Annotated in this window: 20 protein-coding genes and 1 pseudogene; 17 read left to right on the top strand and 4 right to left on the bottom strand. The window is 39.8% G+C overall.

The window, feature by feature from the left end:
• The first annotated feature begins 65 nt into the window (after positions 1–65).
• Complete coding sequence (locus ACR1R9_RS22560) at positions 66–536, top strand: DUF4362 domain-containing protein (protein ID WP_433922642.1); 471 nt, start codon at positions 66–68, stop codon at positions 534–536.
• A 128-nt stretch (positions 537–664) separates the two neighbouring features.
• Here the strand turns inward: ACR1R9_RS22560 and ACR1R9_RS22555 are convergent, their stop codons facing one another.
• Both ACR1R9_RS22555 and ACR1R9_RS22550 read right to left on the bottom strand, forming a co-directional pair.
• Positions 665–1051 carry a VOC family protein gene (locus ACR1R9_RS22555; RefSeq protein ID WP_433922643.1) on the bottom strand — a complete coding sequence of 129 codons (387 nt, stop codon included), beginning with the start codon at positions 1049–1051 and terminating at the stop codon, positions 665–667.
• A 59-nt stretch (positions 1052–1110) separates the two neighbouring features.
• Positions 1111–1245, bottom strand: coding sequence for a hypothetical protein (locus tag ACR1R9_RS22550; RefSeq protein WP_256716861.1), 135 nt, complete (start codon positions 1243–1245; stop codon positions 1111–1113).
• A gap of 185 nt (positions 1246–1430) precedes the next feature.
• On the opposite strand from ACR1R9_RS22550, the gene ACR1R9_RS22545 reads away from it, so the two are divergent.
• The 14 genes and pseudogenes from ACR1R9_RS22545 to ACR1R9_RS22480 all read left to right on the top strand — a co-directional run bounded on the left by ACR1R9_RS22545 (position 1431) and on the right by ACR1R9_RS22480 (position 12743).
• Complete coding sequence (locus ACR1R9_RS22545; protein WP_433922644.1) at positions 1431–2627, top strand: WXG100 family type VII secretion target; 1197 nt, start codon at positions 1431–1433, stop codon at positions 2625–2627.
• 14 nt (positions 2628–2641) lie between these two features.
• A complete protein-coding gene (locus tag ACR1R9_RS22540) occupies positions 2642–3076 on the top strand; it encodes a hypothetical protein (RefSeq protein ID WP_269054791.1) in 435 nt (144 codons plus the stop codon).
• A 56-nt stretch (positions 3077–3132) separates the two neighbouring features.
• Positions 3133–3630 (top strand): hypothetical protein, encoded by a 498-nt coding sequence (locus ACR1R9_RS22535; RefSeq protein ID WP_433922645.1) that lies wholly within the window; start codon positions 3133–3135, stop codon positions 3628–3630.
• A 102-nt stretch (positions 3631–3732) separates the two neighbouring features.
• Entirely contained in the window at positions 3733–4395 is a 663-nt protein-coding gene (locus tag ACR1R9_RS22530) for a hypothetical protein (protein WP_433922646.1), read from the top strand.
• A 449-nt stretch (positions 4396–4844) separates the two neighbouring features.
• Entirely contained in the window at positions 4845–5099 is a 255-nt protein-coding gene (locus tag ACR1R9_RS22525) for a hypothetical protein (protein WP_326064860.1), read from the top strand.
• Positions 5096–5341, top strand: coding sequence for a hypothetical protein (locus tag ACR1R9_RS22520; RefSeq protein ID WP_433922647.1), 246 nt, complete (start codon positions 5096–5098; stop codon positions 5339–5341). The genes ACR1R9_RS22525 and ACR1R9_RS22520 overlap by 4 nt, the downstream gene beginning before the upstream one ends.
• 271 nt (positions 5342–5612) lie before the next feature.
• A pseudogene (locus ACR1R9_RS22515) lies at positions 5613–5839 on the top strand (hypothetical protein); the annotation flags it as partial.
• The gene (locus ACR1R9_RS22510) at positions 5820–6029 is read left to right on the top strand and encodes an EndoU domain-containing protein (RefSeq protein ID WP_257219447.1); all 210 of its coding nucleotides are present in this window, start codon (positions 5820–5822) and stop codon (positions 6027–6029) included. The pseudogene ACR1R9_RS22515 and the gene ACR1R9_RS22510, both read left to right, overlap by 20 nt.
• 128 nt (positions 6030–6157) lie before the next feature.
• Complete coding sequence (locus ACR1R9_RS22505) at positions 6158–6598, top strand: hypothetical protein (protein WP_099855925.1); 441 nt, start codon at positions 6158–6160, stop codon at positions 6596–6598.
• 474 nt (positions 6599–7072) lie between these two features.
• The gene (locus ACR1R9_RS22500) at positions 7073–7225 is read left to right on the top strand and encodes a hypothetical protein (protein WP_433922648.1); all 153 of its coding nucleotides are present in this window, start codon (positions 7073–7075) and stop codon (positions 7223–7225) included.
• Positions 7226–7320: 95 nt separating this feature from the next.
• A complete protein-coding gene (locus ACR1R9_RS22495) occupies positions 7321–7803 on the top strand; it encodes a hypothetical protein (RefSeq protein ID WP_433922649.1) in 483 nt (160 codons plus the stop codon).
• Positions 7804–8000: 197 nt separating this feature from the next.
• On the top strand, positions 8001–8480 hold the full coding sequence (locus tag ACR1R9_RS22490) for a hypothetical protein (RefSeq protein ID WP_433922650.1): 480 nt from the start codon (positions 8001–8003) through the stop codon (positions 8478–8480).
• 260 nt (positions 8481–8740) lie between these two features.
• Complete coding sequence (locus ACR1R9_RS22485) at positions 8741–11878, top strand: DUF3427 domain-containing protein (RefSeq protein ID WP_433922651.1); 3138 nt, start codon at positions 8741–8743, stop codon at positions 11876–11878.
• 37 nt (positions 11879–11915) lie between these two features.
• Positions 11916–12743: a hypothetical protein gene (locus ACR1R9_RS22480; protein ID WP_433922652.1), complete on the top strand. Its 828-nt coding sequence runs from the start codon at positions 11916–11918 to the stop codon at positions 12741–12743.
• A gap of 166 nt (positions 12744–12909) precedes the next feature.
• Here the strand turns inward: ACR1R9_RS22480 and ACR1R9_RS22475 are convergent, their stop codons facing one another.
• Positions 12910–13251 carry a helix-turn-helix domain-containing protein gene (locus ACR1R9_RS22475; protein WP_315794627.1) on the bottom strand — a complete coding sequence of 114 codons (342 nt, stop codon included), beginning with the start codon at positions 13249–13251 and terminating at the stop codon, positions 12910–12912.
• A gap of 141 nt (positions 13252–13392) precedes the next feature.
• On the opposite strand from ACR1R9_RS22475, the gene ACR1R9_RS22470 reads away from it, so the two are divergent.
• The gene (locus ACR1R9_RS22470) at positions 13393–13908 is read left to right on the top strand and encodes a HEPN domain-containing protein (protein ID WP_310852012.1); all 516 of its coding nucleotides are present in this window, start codon (positions 13393–13395) and stop codon (positions 13906–13908) included.
• Between the two features lie 482 nt (positions 13909–14390).
• Positions 14391–14717, top strand: coding sequence for a nucleoside triphosphate pyrophosphohydrolase (locus ACR1R9_RS22465; RefSeq protein ID WP_099855482.1), 327 nt, complete (start codon positions 14391–14393; stop codon positions 14715–14717).
• Positions 14718–14820: 103 nt separating this feature from the next.
• Here the strand turns inward: ACR1R9_RS22465 and ACR1R9_RS22460 are convergent, their stop codons facing one another.
• Positions 14821–15285: a hypothetical protein gene (locus ACR1R9_RS22460; protein ID WP_433922653.1), complete on the bottom strand. Its 465-nt coding sequence runs from the start codon at positions 15283–15285 to the stop codon at positions 14821–14823.
• Positions 15286–15346: the final 61 nt, after the last annotated feature.

The following is a 15346-nucleotide window of genomic DNA, read 5'->3' as shown; positions in this document are numbered from 1 at the left end:
TATTTCTAACAGCACATAGGTAACATGTACGGAGAATTTAGCGTCTTAATTCATGAGGTGATTGGATGAAAAGAGTACTGCTCACGCTTTTGTTAGCGTTAATAATGTTAACAGCCTGTGAGGCAAATGATCCGACAGTGGATTCTCCAGTGGTTTTGAATTCATTTCCGGAAATTATTGAGCCACATAACCCTGAGCAAGCGGAGCAAAGCGGGGATGTCGTTGTGCTTCTCGAAGGCATGCGGAACAAGGATAAGTGGAATACTTTTGTGAAGAATGTGAAGAACAAACAGCAGGATCAGGTTCGTGTGACGATGTATACCATCGAAGGTGGGGCCATTATCCATGAATTGATTTACGATGGCTCAGCCATTCAAGCGACTTATGATAACTCTAGGGATGCCTATGGCTCCAAACAGGAGATCACGACCAACACCTGCCAAGGGATCGGTACGATGAAGAGTGAGCAGGGACGTGTTTTTTACGTGTTAACCGGTTGTGAGAAGGCAGGCAGTACCTTTTCGATTCCCAAGTGATGAGAGCGGTATCTAACCGTAAATAGTTGAGCTATGTAATTATTCATGCTGTAAATCAAAAAAGATCCTGCGAAGCCGAGGCTTTTCAGGATCTTTTTGCTGCTATATGGAGAGCGAGAGCTGGTGGCTTATGCATACAAAGCATTGGATAGTTCGATCAGATTACCGTCAGGATCACGTATATACACCGAACAGATTGGCCCTAGTGCACCTGTCCGCTTAACTGGTCCTTCTTCGATCTTCGTGTTCTGTCGTGTTAAATGCGCAATGACTTCCTCCAGCGGTGTGCTGACTAGAAAACAAAGATCTGCTGAACCCGGTGTGGGGATATGAGCTTTGGGTTCAAACTCTTTGCCACGTTCATGCAGATTGATTTTTTGCTGTCCAAACTGTAATGCTTTTCGGCCTTGGCCGAATTCGACTACCTGCATACCTAAAACATTCGTATAAAATGCAATCGTTGCTTCCAGATTTTCCACGGTTAACACGATATGATCGAGTCGTTCTATTTTCATGGATAAGCCTCCTTTGAAATGGAATATTAGCTCCTGTGAGACGATATTAGTATTATACCTTAGAGATTGGTGTGGGTAATTGGTTTAGGCAACGCCGAGCCTTCGGATATTTTAGTGGAGAAGTAGAATATGAAGGGGAGAGCGAGCAAGATTAGACCGATGATCACGGCGACGATGATACTCTTTTTGTTCAATTTATAGCTCCTTTCGGAAAAATATATTCTAGCAATATGGGGATATAACCTATATATTAACCAATTGATCGAATTATGGAGTAACATGCACGAATGCGCAATATATCTGCCTAATGATCTTTACCAACTTTCAGTTAGACTATGTGAAAATGAATCCTCCGTTTGATTCCAATCCCTATTCTAACTTGTTAAAATTTAGGTACATATACTACGGTCAGGTTGGCGGTGAAGATAGAATGCAGCGTATTCAGGTACATCCCGATGTATTAGAGGAAAAAGCCCGGCTCGTCCAGCAGAAGAAGCTGGAACTGGAGCGAATGGTACGGGAACTGGAAAAGTCAATTTACCTGTTGCAGTCCGAATGGTCTGGTGTCACTGGAGAGCGGTTCTTCTGGGATTTTATGCAGGTGAAAGAAGTTTTTCCTGCTACACTGGGTCTTTTGGATAAAATTCAGAACGAATTTATTTTTATAGCGAAGAATTTCAGAACAGCCGATGGTTCGGGTGAGGTTGCTCTATATATACCTGAAGAACTGAAACGAAATTTCGGTGTTGGACTGCTGGACAAGTCGGTGGGAGAAACAGTAACCGGAATGGGACAGACGGCGGAGGCGCTTTTCTACGATCCATTCGGTACGGTGACCAGTGTGGCTTATGCTATGACCTTGGGCAGAGTGGTCGATGTTGGGCGAGGCATTAAGTTTGCTTGGGATGCAGCCTGGGGAAACGGAACAGCCAGGTCTGATGTAGGTCAATTTGTGGATGAGCAGAAGAAACAGGTGAATGAGAGTGGGGCCGGGTATTATAGTGGTTCTGTGATGGGTCAGGTATTGGCCTACGCCTTTGTTGGCAGGGCGCTTCGTTCGGTGGAGAATAAGCATAGCGATCTGGGAGGATCGGGTGGAAAGACGAATTCAGGGAAGGGAAAAGAGGGGCCAGGTAAAGTTGACCTTACAGAGCCGACACTTTCTCCAGGAGGAAAACCTAAAGGGAAATATGAAAAGCCTGATCCTAACGATCCGAATCCAATAACATTTCAGAATGAAGCGGCAGATTTATTAGCAAGTAAAGGTTATGATATTGATATGTTGCCCAACACAAAAGGAGGGAACGGTTACGGTATTAACCCAACATCCAACCCTGATTTTCTGATTAATGGGAAGGCTTTTGATTGTTATTCCCCAGAGACACTTAAAGTTAGAAATATCTGGGCAACTGTAATGAAAAAGACTGAAGAGCAAACAGGTCGAATTGTAATGAATTTAGATGGATATAAAGGTTCAATGGATGAACTTTACGAACAATTCAATAAGTATGAAATTTCAACTTTGAGTGAGTTAATCTATATTAAAGATGGCCAGATAACGAGATTAAAACCTTAAAAAGGAGGGAAAATATGTTTGGTAATTTTTATTTTGGAGGTTACTCTGAATACAGAGAATTAAAAAATTCATTAACTGGATTATTTCAAAATATTGAAATAATAGAAGAGAATAATAAGCTAACGGTCCCTTGCGACGGGTTCACACTATCCATTAATGAGGGAGGGCCTGGTACTATGTTTGCAAGTGAAGATTATGATATTGAATTAAAGTTTAGTTGTTACATTGATATTATATCTTCTTATAGTCATTGGGCAGACGAGCTAATGGTCTTTATTGGAAAATTAATTAATGGTATGGATGGAGACTGTCTTTTAGAGTTGAATGATAAACCAATATTAATGCGAAAAAACAGTGTAATAACTGTGGATGATAAAAAGCTAAATGGATCAGCTGAATTCCCTTTTCATGGGTTAGGACTAAGTTATCAGGTTGGAGATATAATCTAGGTGATGCTCAGAAGTTTGCGTGGGCTGCAAAGTCGAGTTTGGGGAAGATAAATAAAATGGATTACGAATTATTTTTACGATCTAATTTAGATCTTAATTCTTTAGGGAAACTGTTAGAAAGATATACCACTGAATTTGTTAAGGGATCGGCTTCTTTTAATAGTAACGATGAAGAAATTGTAATTGGTTCTGATTTTTTCTCATTGACACTTGAAATAGAGGATATTTCTGATATCGCTTTTGTTCAACAGCATTATAACTTAGATGTTAATGTATGTATTAGAACTCAGGTGTTTGGCAGTACTTTTTCTAAAGGTATAGAGCATATTTTCAGAATTATTAGTAAGCTTATAAAACATACTGAGGGTAATCTATTATTCCTAGAAGATGGTTCTACTCAACTACTTAGAATGGAGAAGGGTCTGTTGACGGTCACTAATCAGTTGGATGAATATCAAACTAAATATCTAACTAAATATCTAACTAAATATCTAACTTCAAGCCTTCTTCTATTACTTGACAGTCCTTACGTTGAAAAGGAGCTATCAAGCTAAAAAAGCAGCAGGTAAATGAAATAATGATACTACTTGAAAGCACTTCTACCACACAAACGTAGGGGTGCTTCTTACTATAAAATCTTAGGAGAACAAAGTGCCATGATACTAAAAAAACGACTTTTAATGATCGGATGTTGTATTGCTTTTGTGATCTTACTTGTACTAACCTATAGTTTTTATAAAGAAAAAAGAATGTATGAAAAGTATCTAACGATGAATGTACGACAAGATATGGTTGATATGAAGAGTGCGATTATAAATAATGATATTTTATTTAACCGAATACTTAAGAATGAAATAATAACAAACGAGATGGTTGAGGATGGAGAACAAGCCAGCCAGCTCTATTACAACTTTACAGATATGACGCAGATTATAGATAAGTATAACTTGATGAATCTAAGTTTCAGCGAAGAAGCCAACTGGCTGGTAAAACCCGCAGCATTATATGCTAACGACTTAGGCCAAGATGACATTTTGCCACCTACACTTCACCGCATGCGAATGACGTTCGAGAGGCTGGATATAACTGGTTATCCTGTAAAAGCTGAACTTAAAGCCAGAATCGAGGAGTACCAGCAGTTAAATCATCGATGGCTGAACATTGTTGGGGACTTTGAATCCAAGGAAATTAATGAGAATGATTGGCCCCAAATCTTGAATAGTCTGGAGCAAGTGACCCGAGCTTATTTTAGTGAGAAAAAGGTTAATTTCGTGGATGAATACGTTTGGAGAGATGCTTTGAATCCAAGGTACGAATGATAATTATGAGTGTGATTGATGTTTAATAAAATTTAAGAGGTTCTTTAGTATGAAAGGAGATGAGGAGTATATCCATCCTAGAAACAATTAATGAATTAGCAGTGATTCTTTTACTAATTGGTACCTTCTTTTACTTTCTAGAGTTACGTAAAATCAAAAGGCAAAGGAAACTAACGGTTATAGAATACATCATGTATGTCACGATTCAATTTGGGTACTTACTTTGGGCAGGAAGCCGATTACTAATGTTAATTTCATAATAGCTCACACCCAAAGTGTAGCACTACTACCGTTCAGAATGGGTAGAGAGTGCTCTTTTTTTATAACCAAACAACTAATGAATTTTCTCCCATGCTGGACGATAATAGAGCAGAGACCATATTTACTAATAACAAGCATCTAATGGTACCACTTACATAAGGCATGCTGGGGAAGAAGAGTACAATGAATTGCAACTGGATGAGCAGGGGGAAGTACTGACCCATGTGTATTCCAAACTGAACAGCATTCGTGCGGTAGAGAATAAGCATAGTGATCTGGGCGGATCGAGTGGAGGTAAGCGGCATAGTGGAGAAATTAAGTCTTTTGACCCGAATTATCAACAGGCTTTAGCTTGGGAGCGATTAATGAAAGGAAGCTATAATAAAAATGACATCTTATTACTCAATCATGAATTATTTAATATTAGGGAGGTAGAACATTGACTACTTATGTTCTGTTAGTTAAAGAAGAAGAGACAAGGGATTTTGTAGTATATAAATTTGGCCCGGATGAAAATTTATTAGGGAAAATTAAGTTAAGTAAGTCGGATGGGGAATGTGAAGAAATCGAAAAGGTTCCGGGTTCAACCACAAATTTCTATTTCTTACGCGCAGCTTCAAAATTAATTAGAATCTTAAAAGAGAATGATGGTATTTTCCCAGATAGAACATCCTACGCCTCTTAAGGGTCTAAGTTCATTTACACTTCAAACAGCATGTTTTTACAATTTACCAACAATCGTGTACTCTAAAAAATCCAAACTTTTTGATTAGAGAAATTTAAAAGCTTATTCCAACTTTTTCGAAGGAGGAATAAGCCTTTTTTATAGAAAAGAGGAGTGTCCTGCCATTCATAGGCAATAAAGAGCGCTCTTTTTTTATATACAAACAACTAATGCATATAAAATGATATCACTTACATATCCACAGCCATCCTAACTCTCGCGAGGTATATTCATGGACCAAGACATATATGAACAGCTTATTAACACTATCACCAGACAGGAGATTTCGGCGCTGAACCCAGATTAGAGCAGATTCGAACGTGTAATGAGATTATTGCTACTCTGAAAGGCACGCTTGGGGAAGAAGAGTACAACGAATTGCAACTGGATGAGCAAGGGGAAGTACTGACCCATGTGTATTCCAAGTTGAACAGTATTCGTGTGTTCCGGGATACCAAATATTAACGGTAAGATTGTTGGGAAAGTTGATACACCTAATGAGTTTGGTGTCTATCAAGCCAATGTTGAAATTAATGGAGTACCAAAAGGACCCAAATCCACATTTTTTCCAAAGGAATGGACACCACAACAGGTAATTGATTCAGTAAATGAAGCTTTTAATAGTAAAGTAAATATAATAAAACAATAAATATATAGGGAAAACAAGCACAGGTATGGAAATAGAGCTTATTTTGAGAAATGATAAGATAATCTCAGCATACCCATGAATTGGAGGGTACATTAGTGAAGATAAAATATAAATATAAATTAAAATATATGGATGAATTTAATTTGGTTGTAATGGATTTTGACGAGGAAAAAACACTTGAGTTCGCCACTATGATAAGTGATCCTTTAGGATCTGATATTTCTTGGAGATTTGAAGATTTGAGAAAAGATATTGAGAATTATTTTGAAGTATTAAGGGGAGGAATCTCCGAATATAGACATGGAGGAAATGCATCCAGCGTTATATCACATAAAGACTATACAATAATTGAAGATCCATTTTATGATGAGGAAGAAGATGAAATTGAACCGATCTGTAAATTAGAGACAGTTGAATTTGTGAAAATTATATTACTATGGGCTTACGAAACTTACAAATTTAAAAGTAAAAAGGGAGTGATTGCTTTAAAGGAGGCAGAAATGGTTATGAAATGGGTTGAACAAAAGATGTTAGAAGTTGAGAGTATAGAAAATGAATCTATACAATAGATGATGTAGAGCTCATTCCTAATCATGGTCGGCAAGCAGTGAAGAGTTGTATCATCTTATTATTGGGAGATTTAATTCATGGGGATATCATCTTTTATACTATTTAGACTTGGAAAGAGCATGCCGACTTATCTTTTATCGAGTGCTGCTCGGAACATATGTAGAAAAGAGAAACTTTTCTTTGATAAGGATGAAGAAACTTACAATAGTGTAACCAGTCTTACATATGCTATGACAGTGGGCAAAATTGTGGACGTTAGGCCTGGGATAATTCGCAAATTTCGGAGGGAATTAAGGAATGTCTATTAGTGCTGTGATACATGAACCACAAAATGATTTTGAAAAGAGTTTTTTGTTCCAGTTGCAACAGAAACTTTTTTTAAGGATTGCTGGACACCCGCAGTTGAAGTATTAGATTTAAAATGGATAGATCTCTTCTCAACTGGTGTTGATATAGAAGGGGAAGATGTGCCGATGATTATTGAGGAACTACTTCTGGTAAAGGAATGGGCTATAAAGAATTTAAAAGATGAGCAAAGGGATAAAATAGTCGAAAGAATAGAGGTACTTCGAGAAAAGTTGCCACTTGCATTTCAAAGACAGGACGTAATTGTTTTTATAGGGTAGAGGATCTAAATTTTAGGAGTTGCAAAATCAACTTCGGAGACGGATTATGAGAGCGGGAAATCTAATCGAGAAGAATTGAAAGTGGGCTGTTTGAGATGAGTTCTTTCATTTTTCTAAAAAAGTTAGAAAATTATTCACCTGAAAAAGCCATTGAGGATTTTAAGAAAGCAGCGCAAAAAGCGAATATGTTTTGCATCTTGATAAAAGATAAATATTATGATGATCTCTTTATATCTGCTGAAGGGACACTATCCGAAGTTGATGAATCTACTTTTAAAACCATAGATAATAAAGACAACTTAAAGTATTTCACATTTAATGTTAATCAAGTAGAAGAAGACTCAATTGATAGTTTCACTTGGCTTACTCAAGACGAAAATTACTTCTGGGCTTTAGATATTGAAAATATAAATCATGAGTACAAATTTATCTTTAGATTCGTTGTAGAGTATTTTAAAGATAACGGCGAGGATTATTTATGGTTTGATGATGCCGAATGGTATTACACCGCTGACGATATTATAAAATTAAGTAAGATGCCATATGACCCGAAGTGGTGTAGTGAAAAGATTGTATAGTCTTATACATCTATAGATAATTCATTTAAAGGGATTAAGCACTTCTACAAGAGAGAACCTAAATTAGAATTGCTTTTCTTCAAGAACGGGTGCAAGAGAAATCAGACATCGTGATGAAAGAACTTACTTTAGCGTAAGGGCAGTAAAATATACTCGACTATATAAGTGACACGCCATTCAAAAAGGTGGGTTGAACAATGAATAAAGATTTTCTTTACACTAAGCCCTATGTTCCCGGGATAATAGACGATACACCAGTGGACCTTGAATCGTGGTTTCTAGATGATTCAAGAGAGAGGATGGAAGAGAAATTAAGAAATATTCCTCTGAATGACCTTATCATTGAGTTAATTAATATATTTAAAGACGGAGATCCGAATTATCAAGTTCTCTTAGGGTTATTAGGAGAAAAAGTGTTTAAGGAGGCTAGAGAAGATAAGATTGTCTATTGTCTAGCTGATATTTTGCGTGCTGACGATGATATACAGAGAATTGAGATCGAAATTGATGATGAGGGTCTGAATATAAAGAAAATGAATGTTTTTGTTATTCCAGCCGAGCTTTTGGTACTACAAAAGGAGATAACTAGCCTGTTTGTTGATATTCAAACTCAAAAAACAAGCAATTACTTATCAATCTCTATTAAAGATAAAATGATAACCTTATTTTCAATTTAAGAGAGTAGACTGTCATACTAACTTATAATCCAATCGATACAGTGAAAAGATGATATGAGCTGCGCGTATCTATGCATGACTTAAAGTCATATCATTGAGCACTTCTACCAAACCAAAAGTAGAGGTGCTTTTTCCTATGAAATCAAACAACTAATGAAATCTTCCATAGATTGGTCGATAATATAGAAGAAACAATTTTTAGCTCATCATATACATAGAGAACTATCCACAACTATCCTACACCCACACGAGGTATATTCATGAAACAAGGCATATATGAACAGCTTATCAACACAATCACCAGACAGGAGATTTCGGCGCTGGACCCGGATGTGTATAACATTGGGACCGAGAAGCTGGATGCAGAGGAAGCACGTAAACTGCTGTCCACGTATTTGGCGGCGGTGACCCGGCGAGCGCTCAAGATTGTCAGGGAACAGACGGGAGATAAGACAGCAGTGTTGGCGCAGATTCGAACGTATAATGAGATTATTGCTACTCTCAAAGGCACACTAGGGGAAGAAGAGTACAACGAATTGCAACTGGATGAGCAGGGGGAAGTGTTGACCCATGTGTATTCCAAGCTGAACAGCATTCGTGCGGTTAGGGATACCAGAATCGTTCGTCGAGATACGCCTATCAGCCAAAGCTCTTTATTCACAGGTGCAAAGTCCGAACCGAGTATGTTATTGGAGTTGCAAAAGGAGATCGTGACCGCCGATCGAATCGATTGGCTGGTGTCATTTATCAAATTCAGCGGACTTCGCCTGCTTCTGGAACAGCTTCAACAATTCACGGCGGGCGGTGGGAAGTTGCGGATCATCACGACCACCTATATGGAAGCAACCGACCTTAAGGCTATTACCGAACTTAGCAAATTACCTAACACAGAGATCCAGATTTCGTATGATACCAAAGTGACTCGGCTGCACGCCAAAACGTACATTTTCCACCGTGATACTGGATTCACCACCGCCTATGTAGGCTCTTCTAACCTGTCCAACCCGGCGCTGACCAGTGGCATGGAGTGGAACCTCAAGGTGACGGAGAAGGATTCACTCGACGTGCTGCGCAAGATCGAAGCGACCTTCGAGAGTTACTGGAATGACCGCGAATTTACGCGATATGTGGCTGAGGATGAAGGCCATGAGGCACAGTTGAAGGCGGCTCTGAATCGCAAAAAAGATCAGTCCAGCTACTTTCACCTCGACATCCAGCCTTACGATTATCAAAAGGAAGTGCTGGAGCAGCTGCACGCCGAGCGTACGCTGTACGGACGAAACCGCAACCTGATCGTCGCCGCCACAGGCGTTGGCAAAACGGTCATCTCTGCCTTCGACTACAAGCGATTCCGTGCAAGCCATGCGGGAGCAAAGCTGCTTTTTGTCGCCCATCGGGAAGAAATCTTGAAGCAAAGCCGTGACACGTTCCGGTATATCCTGAAGGATATGAATTTTGGCGAGCTGCATGTCGGGAATCACCGAGCAGAGGCGCTGGACCACTTGTTTGTTAGCATTCAGAGCCTTAACGCTATGAAGCTGACGGAGATCACCAGCCCAGACAATTACGATTACATCATTGTGGACGAATTCCACCATGCCGCTGCGCCTTCGTACCAGAAGCTGTTGTCTCACTACGAACCGAAGATTTTGCTAGGACTTACTGCAACACCGGAACGGATGGATGGCAAAGACATTACCGCCTACTTCGATCATACGATTGCCGCCGAGATCCGTCTAACCGATGCCATTGACCGCAAGCTACTGAGTCCGTTTCAATATTTTGGCGTCACCGATACTGTCGATCTATCTCAGGTGAAATGGTCGCGTAAAGGCTACGATCTGAACGAACTGGAGAAACTCTATACCCATAACAAAATCCGTGCCAACCAGATCATCCAAAGTCTGAATAAATACGTAACCGATCTGGACGATGTGAAGGGGCTTGGTTTCTGCGTAGGGGTGGATCATGCGATGTATATGGCAAAAATATTTAACGAAGCCGGCATTCCATCCATGGCCCTACATGGCGGGTCGAACGAACAGGAGCGCCATTCTGCGAAAGGACAGCTAGTGAACGGGGAACTGCGCATGATCTTTGTCGTGGATCTGTACAATGAGGGCGTGGATATCCCTGAGGTGAACACCATTCTGTTCCTACGTCCTACTGAGAGTCTGACCGTATTCCTGCAACAGTTGGGACGTGGACTACGGATGGCGGATGGCAAAGAGTGCCTGACTGTGCTCGACTTCATCGGGCAAGCCCATCAGGAATACAGGTTCCAAGATAAATTCCGCGCCCTGATCGGCGCTACCAAACATTCCATCTCGTACTACGTCGAGAACGGCTTTTCGAACCTGCCTCGCGGCACGTTCATTCAATTGGAAAAGCAAGCGAAGGAATACATTATGCGCAACCTCAAGCAGATGAGTCGTAATCGCAGAGCGTTGATCCAGAAGCTGCAAACGTTCCAGCAAGACACAGGACTGTCGCTGACCTTGGCTCATTTTTTAGAGCATCACGGGATGAAACTCTATGAATTCTATGGTGGACGTACGGGGAGAAGGTATTTCCGCGGTATGTTAGCCGAAGCTGGACTGACAGAGCCTATCGAGAGTGAGCAGGAGGAGTATATCCGCAGACTGCCATCTGTGCTGACGATCAACTCCCGAAGCTGGCTGACGTTCCTGATCGACTTTATTGAAAAAGGCAAAGAAGCAACCACCGCCGATGAACGGCGCATGTTGATCATGTTCTATTACACCTTCCACCGGGCTGCGCCCGAGAAACTCGGACTGAGTAGCATCGAAGAGGGTGTGCAGCGCGTGCTGTCTTGTGAGGCATTCCGAGCAGAGCTTGTGGATATTTTCAAATATAATCTGGCTCATCTGCGATTTGTGGATAAAAGTAATTCGTTCCCGTACACTTGTCCACTAGATATCCACTGTATGTACTCCATCGACCAAGTGCTCGCAGCCTTCGGCTACTGGAACGCTGAGCAATCACCCGCCTTCCGTGAAGGCGTGAAGTATTTTGCAGACGAACAGACCGATATCTTCTTCATTACATTGAACAAATCGGACAAAGATTTCTCACCCTCAACGTTGTACGAGGATTATGCGATCAACGAGCGGCTATTCCACTGGCAGACTCAGAGCCGGGTGTCGGAGCATACGGCTACCGCGCAGCGGTATATCCATCATCGAGAGACAGGCAATCGGATCGCGCTTTTCGTGCGGGAGTATAAGGAGGAGCATGGCTATACGTCTCCATTTGTCTTCTTGGGGGAAGCGGATTATGTGAGTCATGAGGGGAACAAGCCGATGAGCTTTGTATGGCGATTAAGAGAAGAGATGCCTGCGAAGATGGTGGCGGTGGCGAATAAGTGTATTGTTTGAAAACTAGCGGTATTAGAATATGTATGGAGGCAAGGTCATGTGGGATAGAATTTTGGATGGACAATTTTTATCTAAATTAGGCGGATTGGGCGGGATTGTTGCTATTCTTAGCTTTATGTGGACTTTTTTTAAGAAAAATCAGGTGATAACTTCGTTAACTTCATCCAAGATCGAAAGGTTAATTTCATCAAAAGAAAAGAGGACTTTGATAAAAATATCCAATTACATCTTTTATGTTATGATAGGCTCTATTTTTTCTGTTTTTCTGACAATGTTATATTACAATCTTGGTGTTAATGAATATTTTACATTTTGTATTTCAATCATTGGAACAATTTTTTATTTTACTATCTTATATGTTAGCCTTACACAAAAAAGTATTTTTGATAAAAGGTTATCAAGGTCAAAGAATCTTACATTCACATTAATCGTACTTACGTTACAAACATTATGTTTTTTCTCCGTGCTCCCAAGTTTCTTAGCCAGTAATATAGCAGAAGGTAGTTTAGTGTTAACTATGGACAAACCAGAAGTGTTATTAATTAATTTAACACTGAGTTTAATTACGTTGTGTTTCTCAAGTTCCATGTTTGTACTATTAATAATAATGACATTCACACAACTCAGAGAAAAGTTTACTAGGTATGCTTATGAGTGTTTTTATGTTCTAGATCAGGAAGATCAGGAAATAAAATGGTTTATTTATCATCTCCTTGATAAGGATCATTTTTTACTTGGAAATTGTGAGTATATACATGATGCTACAATTTTCCGTACCGAAGAGCGTTCAAAATTACTCTCCGAGAAAATCCATTTACTGAAATTATTGAAAAATAAGGAGGGGGAAATAGAATACTATATATAGAGAAAAACTGATATATAGGTGATGGCAAATGTTCCATTAAAGCAGTGATGCATTAGCTTCTTGTAAATCATGTCACTTAAAAAGTAAAAACTTAAAATGTATTATAGATTTTGCGTATCGAAGAAACCCTATCATTCCAATAATGGAGAGATAGGGTTGTTGTTTTTTACATCAATATTCCTTTTATAACATTTTTGGCGGTTCGTATATGTTCTGAATTAGAGTCTCTTAGTAGTTGTACAATTTCCTTGATTTGCTTCTCATCTTCAGTTACTTCAAACTCTTCCTCTACATACGCAAATAATTGAATTAAGTTCACTTCCAGTGACTCAGCGATCTTAGCCAGATTCACCAAAGAAACGTTCTTTTCACCACGTTCAATCTGTCCTATGTATGAAAAATGAAATCCACCTTTTTCTCCGAGGGATTCCTGTGAATACCCTCTTTCTTTGCGTAGTGCGCGAATTCTGGCTCCGACCAGCTTCAAAACTTCTCTGTCCTCGTTCATGGTATTCACCTCTCTATGTTCAAAAGTGTAGACAAGTTTCCTTAAGGTAAACATTAAACGAAGAATACAAATAATTTATTTGATTACTATATGTATCAATTTATTGTATAATACTGGTATTAACTCTTTGGAGGGATGACGATGGCAAGAAATTGGTCCATAAGCGAAGCACATTGTAATCACCAAGTAGATTTTACCCCACGTTTGCAAGACCATGATATCTCCACACAACCTAGGTCCAAACACATTCCTGCTTACCATATGCTACGTACCACAATAATGGCCTATCACCAACATGCTAAGTATCATCTCAAACTTGCCGCCATCATGTGTAATCACAATCAGTTCAAAGCCTGCCTAATTCTATGTGATTGGGCTCTAACCTCCATGATTAAGGCACTTTATATCCATAAGTATCATTCAGTTCATCCACCCAAAGAACTCACCATGAATGAAATCTTGCCTTTAGTGCATACGGAGACTGAACCCGGACTAGATATTGCCTTGTTCATCGGCACGATGCAACATATATCATCCCTAGTGGATTATCCACATGACCAGCCACTAGAACTGAACAACATCGAAAAGCTTCTTCAACGAACAGAAGAGATATTGTACGAGTTATCCAAACGAATAATAAATAATTCATCAGAGTAAGATTGATTAATCTATGTTACGCTTACAAGATGACATCATCCAAATAAAGGATATATCATGCAGGGAATACAAGGATACTCCTTGCTTTGCATTTGGAAAGTAGGTGTACATTTTGAAAAGAGTGATTGCTATTGCGTTTTTTATATTATCTATATTGGAATTGGTTACTTTAATCCTAATCGGTAAAAGTATGATGCATGGGTATATGGAACCGAGTACGTTTAGAGGGATAATTTCATTTCCACTAAGCGCTACGTACCTCTCGATCTGGATGTTCTTTTCACGGCAAGAGTTTACCGGAGGACGAGTTGCGGCACAGATCAGTTTGACAACGGCATTGTTGACTTCGTGTCCGTTGGTGTGTTTGTTAATTATTTTCTATTAAATCAACCCATCCTCTAATGGCAACTTGCATAATGGCAAAAAGGGGGATTCTGGATCGAGGCTCGAAAGCTCTCACAGCAGAAAGGATGTTATACCACATGCCTACATACAACAAATTGGTACGGGACAAGATTCCGCATATTATCACATCCAGTGGTAAGGAATGCCGCACACGCATTCTCGACCCGGAGGAGTATAAGCAAGAACTAAGAACGAAACTGCAAGAAGAGACGGATGAGTACTTGAATGCAGAAAGCGATCAGGAAGCTCTGGAAGAACTGGCTGACATGCTCGAAGTGATTCGGGCGCTAGCTGAGGTGCATGGTGTTAATATAGCGCAGCTTGATAAGCTACGGGCGGACAAAGCCGAGGCACGGGGTGGATTCCAGGAGCGGGTGTATCTGATCGATGTTGACGAAGCTTAACGTTAAACTGACATATATATTTTAGACAAAAAACCTTTGATTGCTCACCAGACATCCTGGAATATAATCAAAGGTTTTTGAATATTTTTAATCTTCCCGCACGTTATCCACGTTTCATTAATCCCCAAACCACATATATGAACAACGCTACCAATAGAAACGCAGGTACGAAGATTGGTTGTGCCAAGTTGCCAACGGACATTGACGTGACCTGTGAACCCACCAAACTGACCGTGCCAACCCCGACAAACAAAGCGACATTCCATAAGGCAAAAGGGAGTAATCTTCCTACATTTCTTCGGTACCGCGTAATCATGATAATCATCACCAGTATGAAAAGAATTAGAAACAGTAATTCAGTAATTGACGTCCATCTTCCCAGTTGACTCATTGACTCGATCGCTTGGTCGCTTATGGAACCACCGGAAGTCCACTGTTGTGATTGAGCTATCCGATCCGATTCCAAGGAAACATAAATACCATAAAATAAAATCATTAGTACGAGATACATAAGCATCGTTACGTTTATACGACGTTTATCTGGTTCTTTATTTAAAATAAAGTTCATAGATTCACCTCTTAACCTGAATAGTGGGTTATCTCATGAAAATAACATTGAAACCGATCTG

Origin of the sequence: Paenibacillus taichungensis, assembly GCF_050994985.1 — a bacterium.
GTDB classification, from domain to species: Bacteria; Bacillota; Bacilli; order Paenibacillales; family Paenibacillaceae; genus Paenibacillus; species Paenibacillus taichungensis.
This window is presented reverse-complemented; position numbering and strand designations above follow the sequence as displayed.

What these genes read in the sequence shown, in the direction of transcription:
- ACR1R9_RS22555 (WP_433922643.1), bottom strand. Translation starts at nt 1,051, where the DNA reads ATGAAAATAGAACGACTCGATCATATCGTGTTAACCGTGGAAAATCTG.
- ACR1R9_RS22535 (WP_433922645.1), top strand. Translation starts at nt 3,133, where the DNA reads ATGGATTACGAATTATTTTTACGATCTAATTTAGATCTTAATTCTTTA.
- ACR1R9_RS22475 (WP_315794627.1), bottom strand. Translation starts at nt 13,251, where the DNA reads ATGAACGAGGACAGAGAAGTTTTGAAGCTGGTCGGAGCCAGAATTCGC.
- ACR1R9_RS22460 (WP_433922653.1), bottom strand. Translation starts at nt 15,285, where the DNA reads ATGAACTTTATTTTAAATAAAGAACCAGATAAACGTCGTATAAACGTA.
- ACR1R9_RS22480 (WP_433922652.1), top strand. Translation starts at nt 11,916, where the DNA reads ATGTGGGATAGAATTTTGGATGGACAATTTTTATCTAAATTAGGCGGA.
- ACR1R9_RS22470 (WP_310852012.1), top strand. Translation starts at nt 13,393, where the DNA reads ATGGCAAGAAATTGGTCCATAAGCGAAGCACATTGTAATCACCAAGTA.
- ACR1R9_RS22540 (WP_269054791.1), top strand. Translation starts at nt 2,642, where the DNA reads ATGTTTGGTAATTTTTATTTTGGAGGTTACTCTGAATACAGAGAATTA.
- ACR1R9_RS22490 (WP_433922650.1), top strand. Translation starts at nt 8,001, where the DNA reads ATGAATAAAGATTTTCTTTACACTAAGCCCTATGTTCCCGGGATAATA.
- ACR1R9_RS22530 (WP_433922646.1), top strand. Translation starts at nt 3,733, where the DNA reads ATGATACTAAAAAAACGACTTTTAATGATCGGATGTTGTATTGCTTTT.
- ACR1R9_RS22560 (WP_433922642.1), top strand. Translation starts at nt 66, where the DNA reads ATGAAAAGAGTACTGCTCACGCTTTTGTTAGCGTTAATAATGTTAACA.
- ACR1R9_RS22465 (WP_099855482.1), top strand. Translation starts at nt 14,391, where the DNA reads ATGCCTACATACAACAAATTGGTACGGGACAAGATTCCGCATATTATC.
- ACR1R9_RS22495 (WP_433922649.1), top strand. Translation starts at nt 7,321, where the DNA reads ATGAGTTCTTTCATTTTTCTAAAAAAGTTAGAAAATTATTCACCTGAA.
- ACR1R9_RS22505 (WP_099855925.1), top strand. Translation starts at nt 6,158, where the DNA reads ATGGATGAATTTAATTTGGTTGTAATGGATTTTGACGAGGAAAAAACA.
- ACR1R9_RS22500 (WP_433922648.1), top strand. Translation starts at nt 7,073, where the DNA reads ATGATTATTGAGGAACTACTTCTGGTAAAGGAATGGGCTATAAAGAAT.
- ACR1R9_RS22485 (WP_433922651.1), top strand. Translation starts at nt 8,741, where the DNA reads ATGAAACAAGGCATATATGAACAGCTTATCAACACAATCACCAGACAG.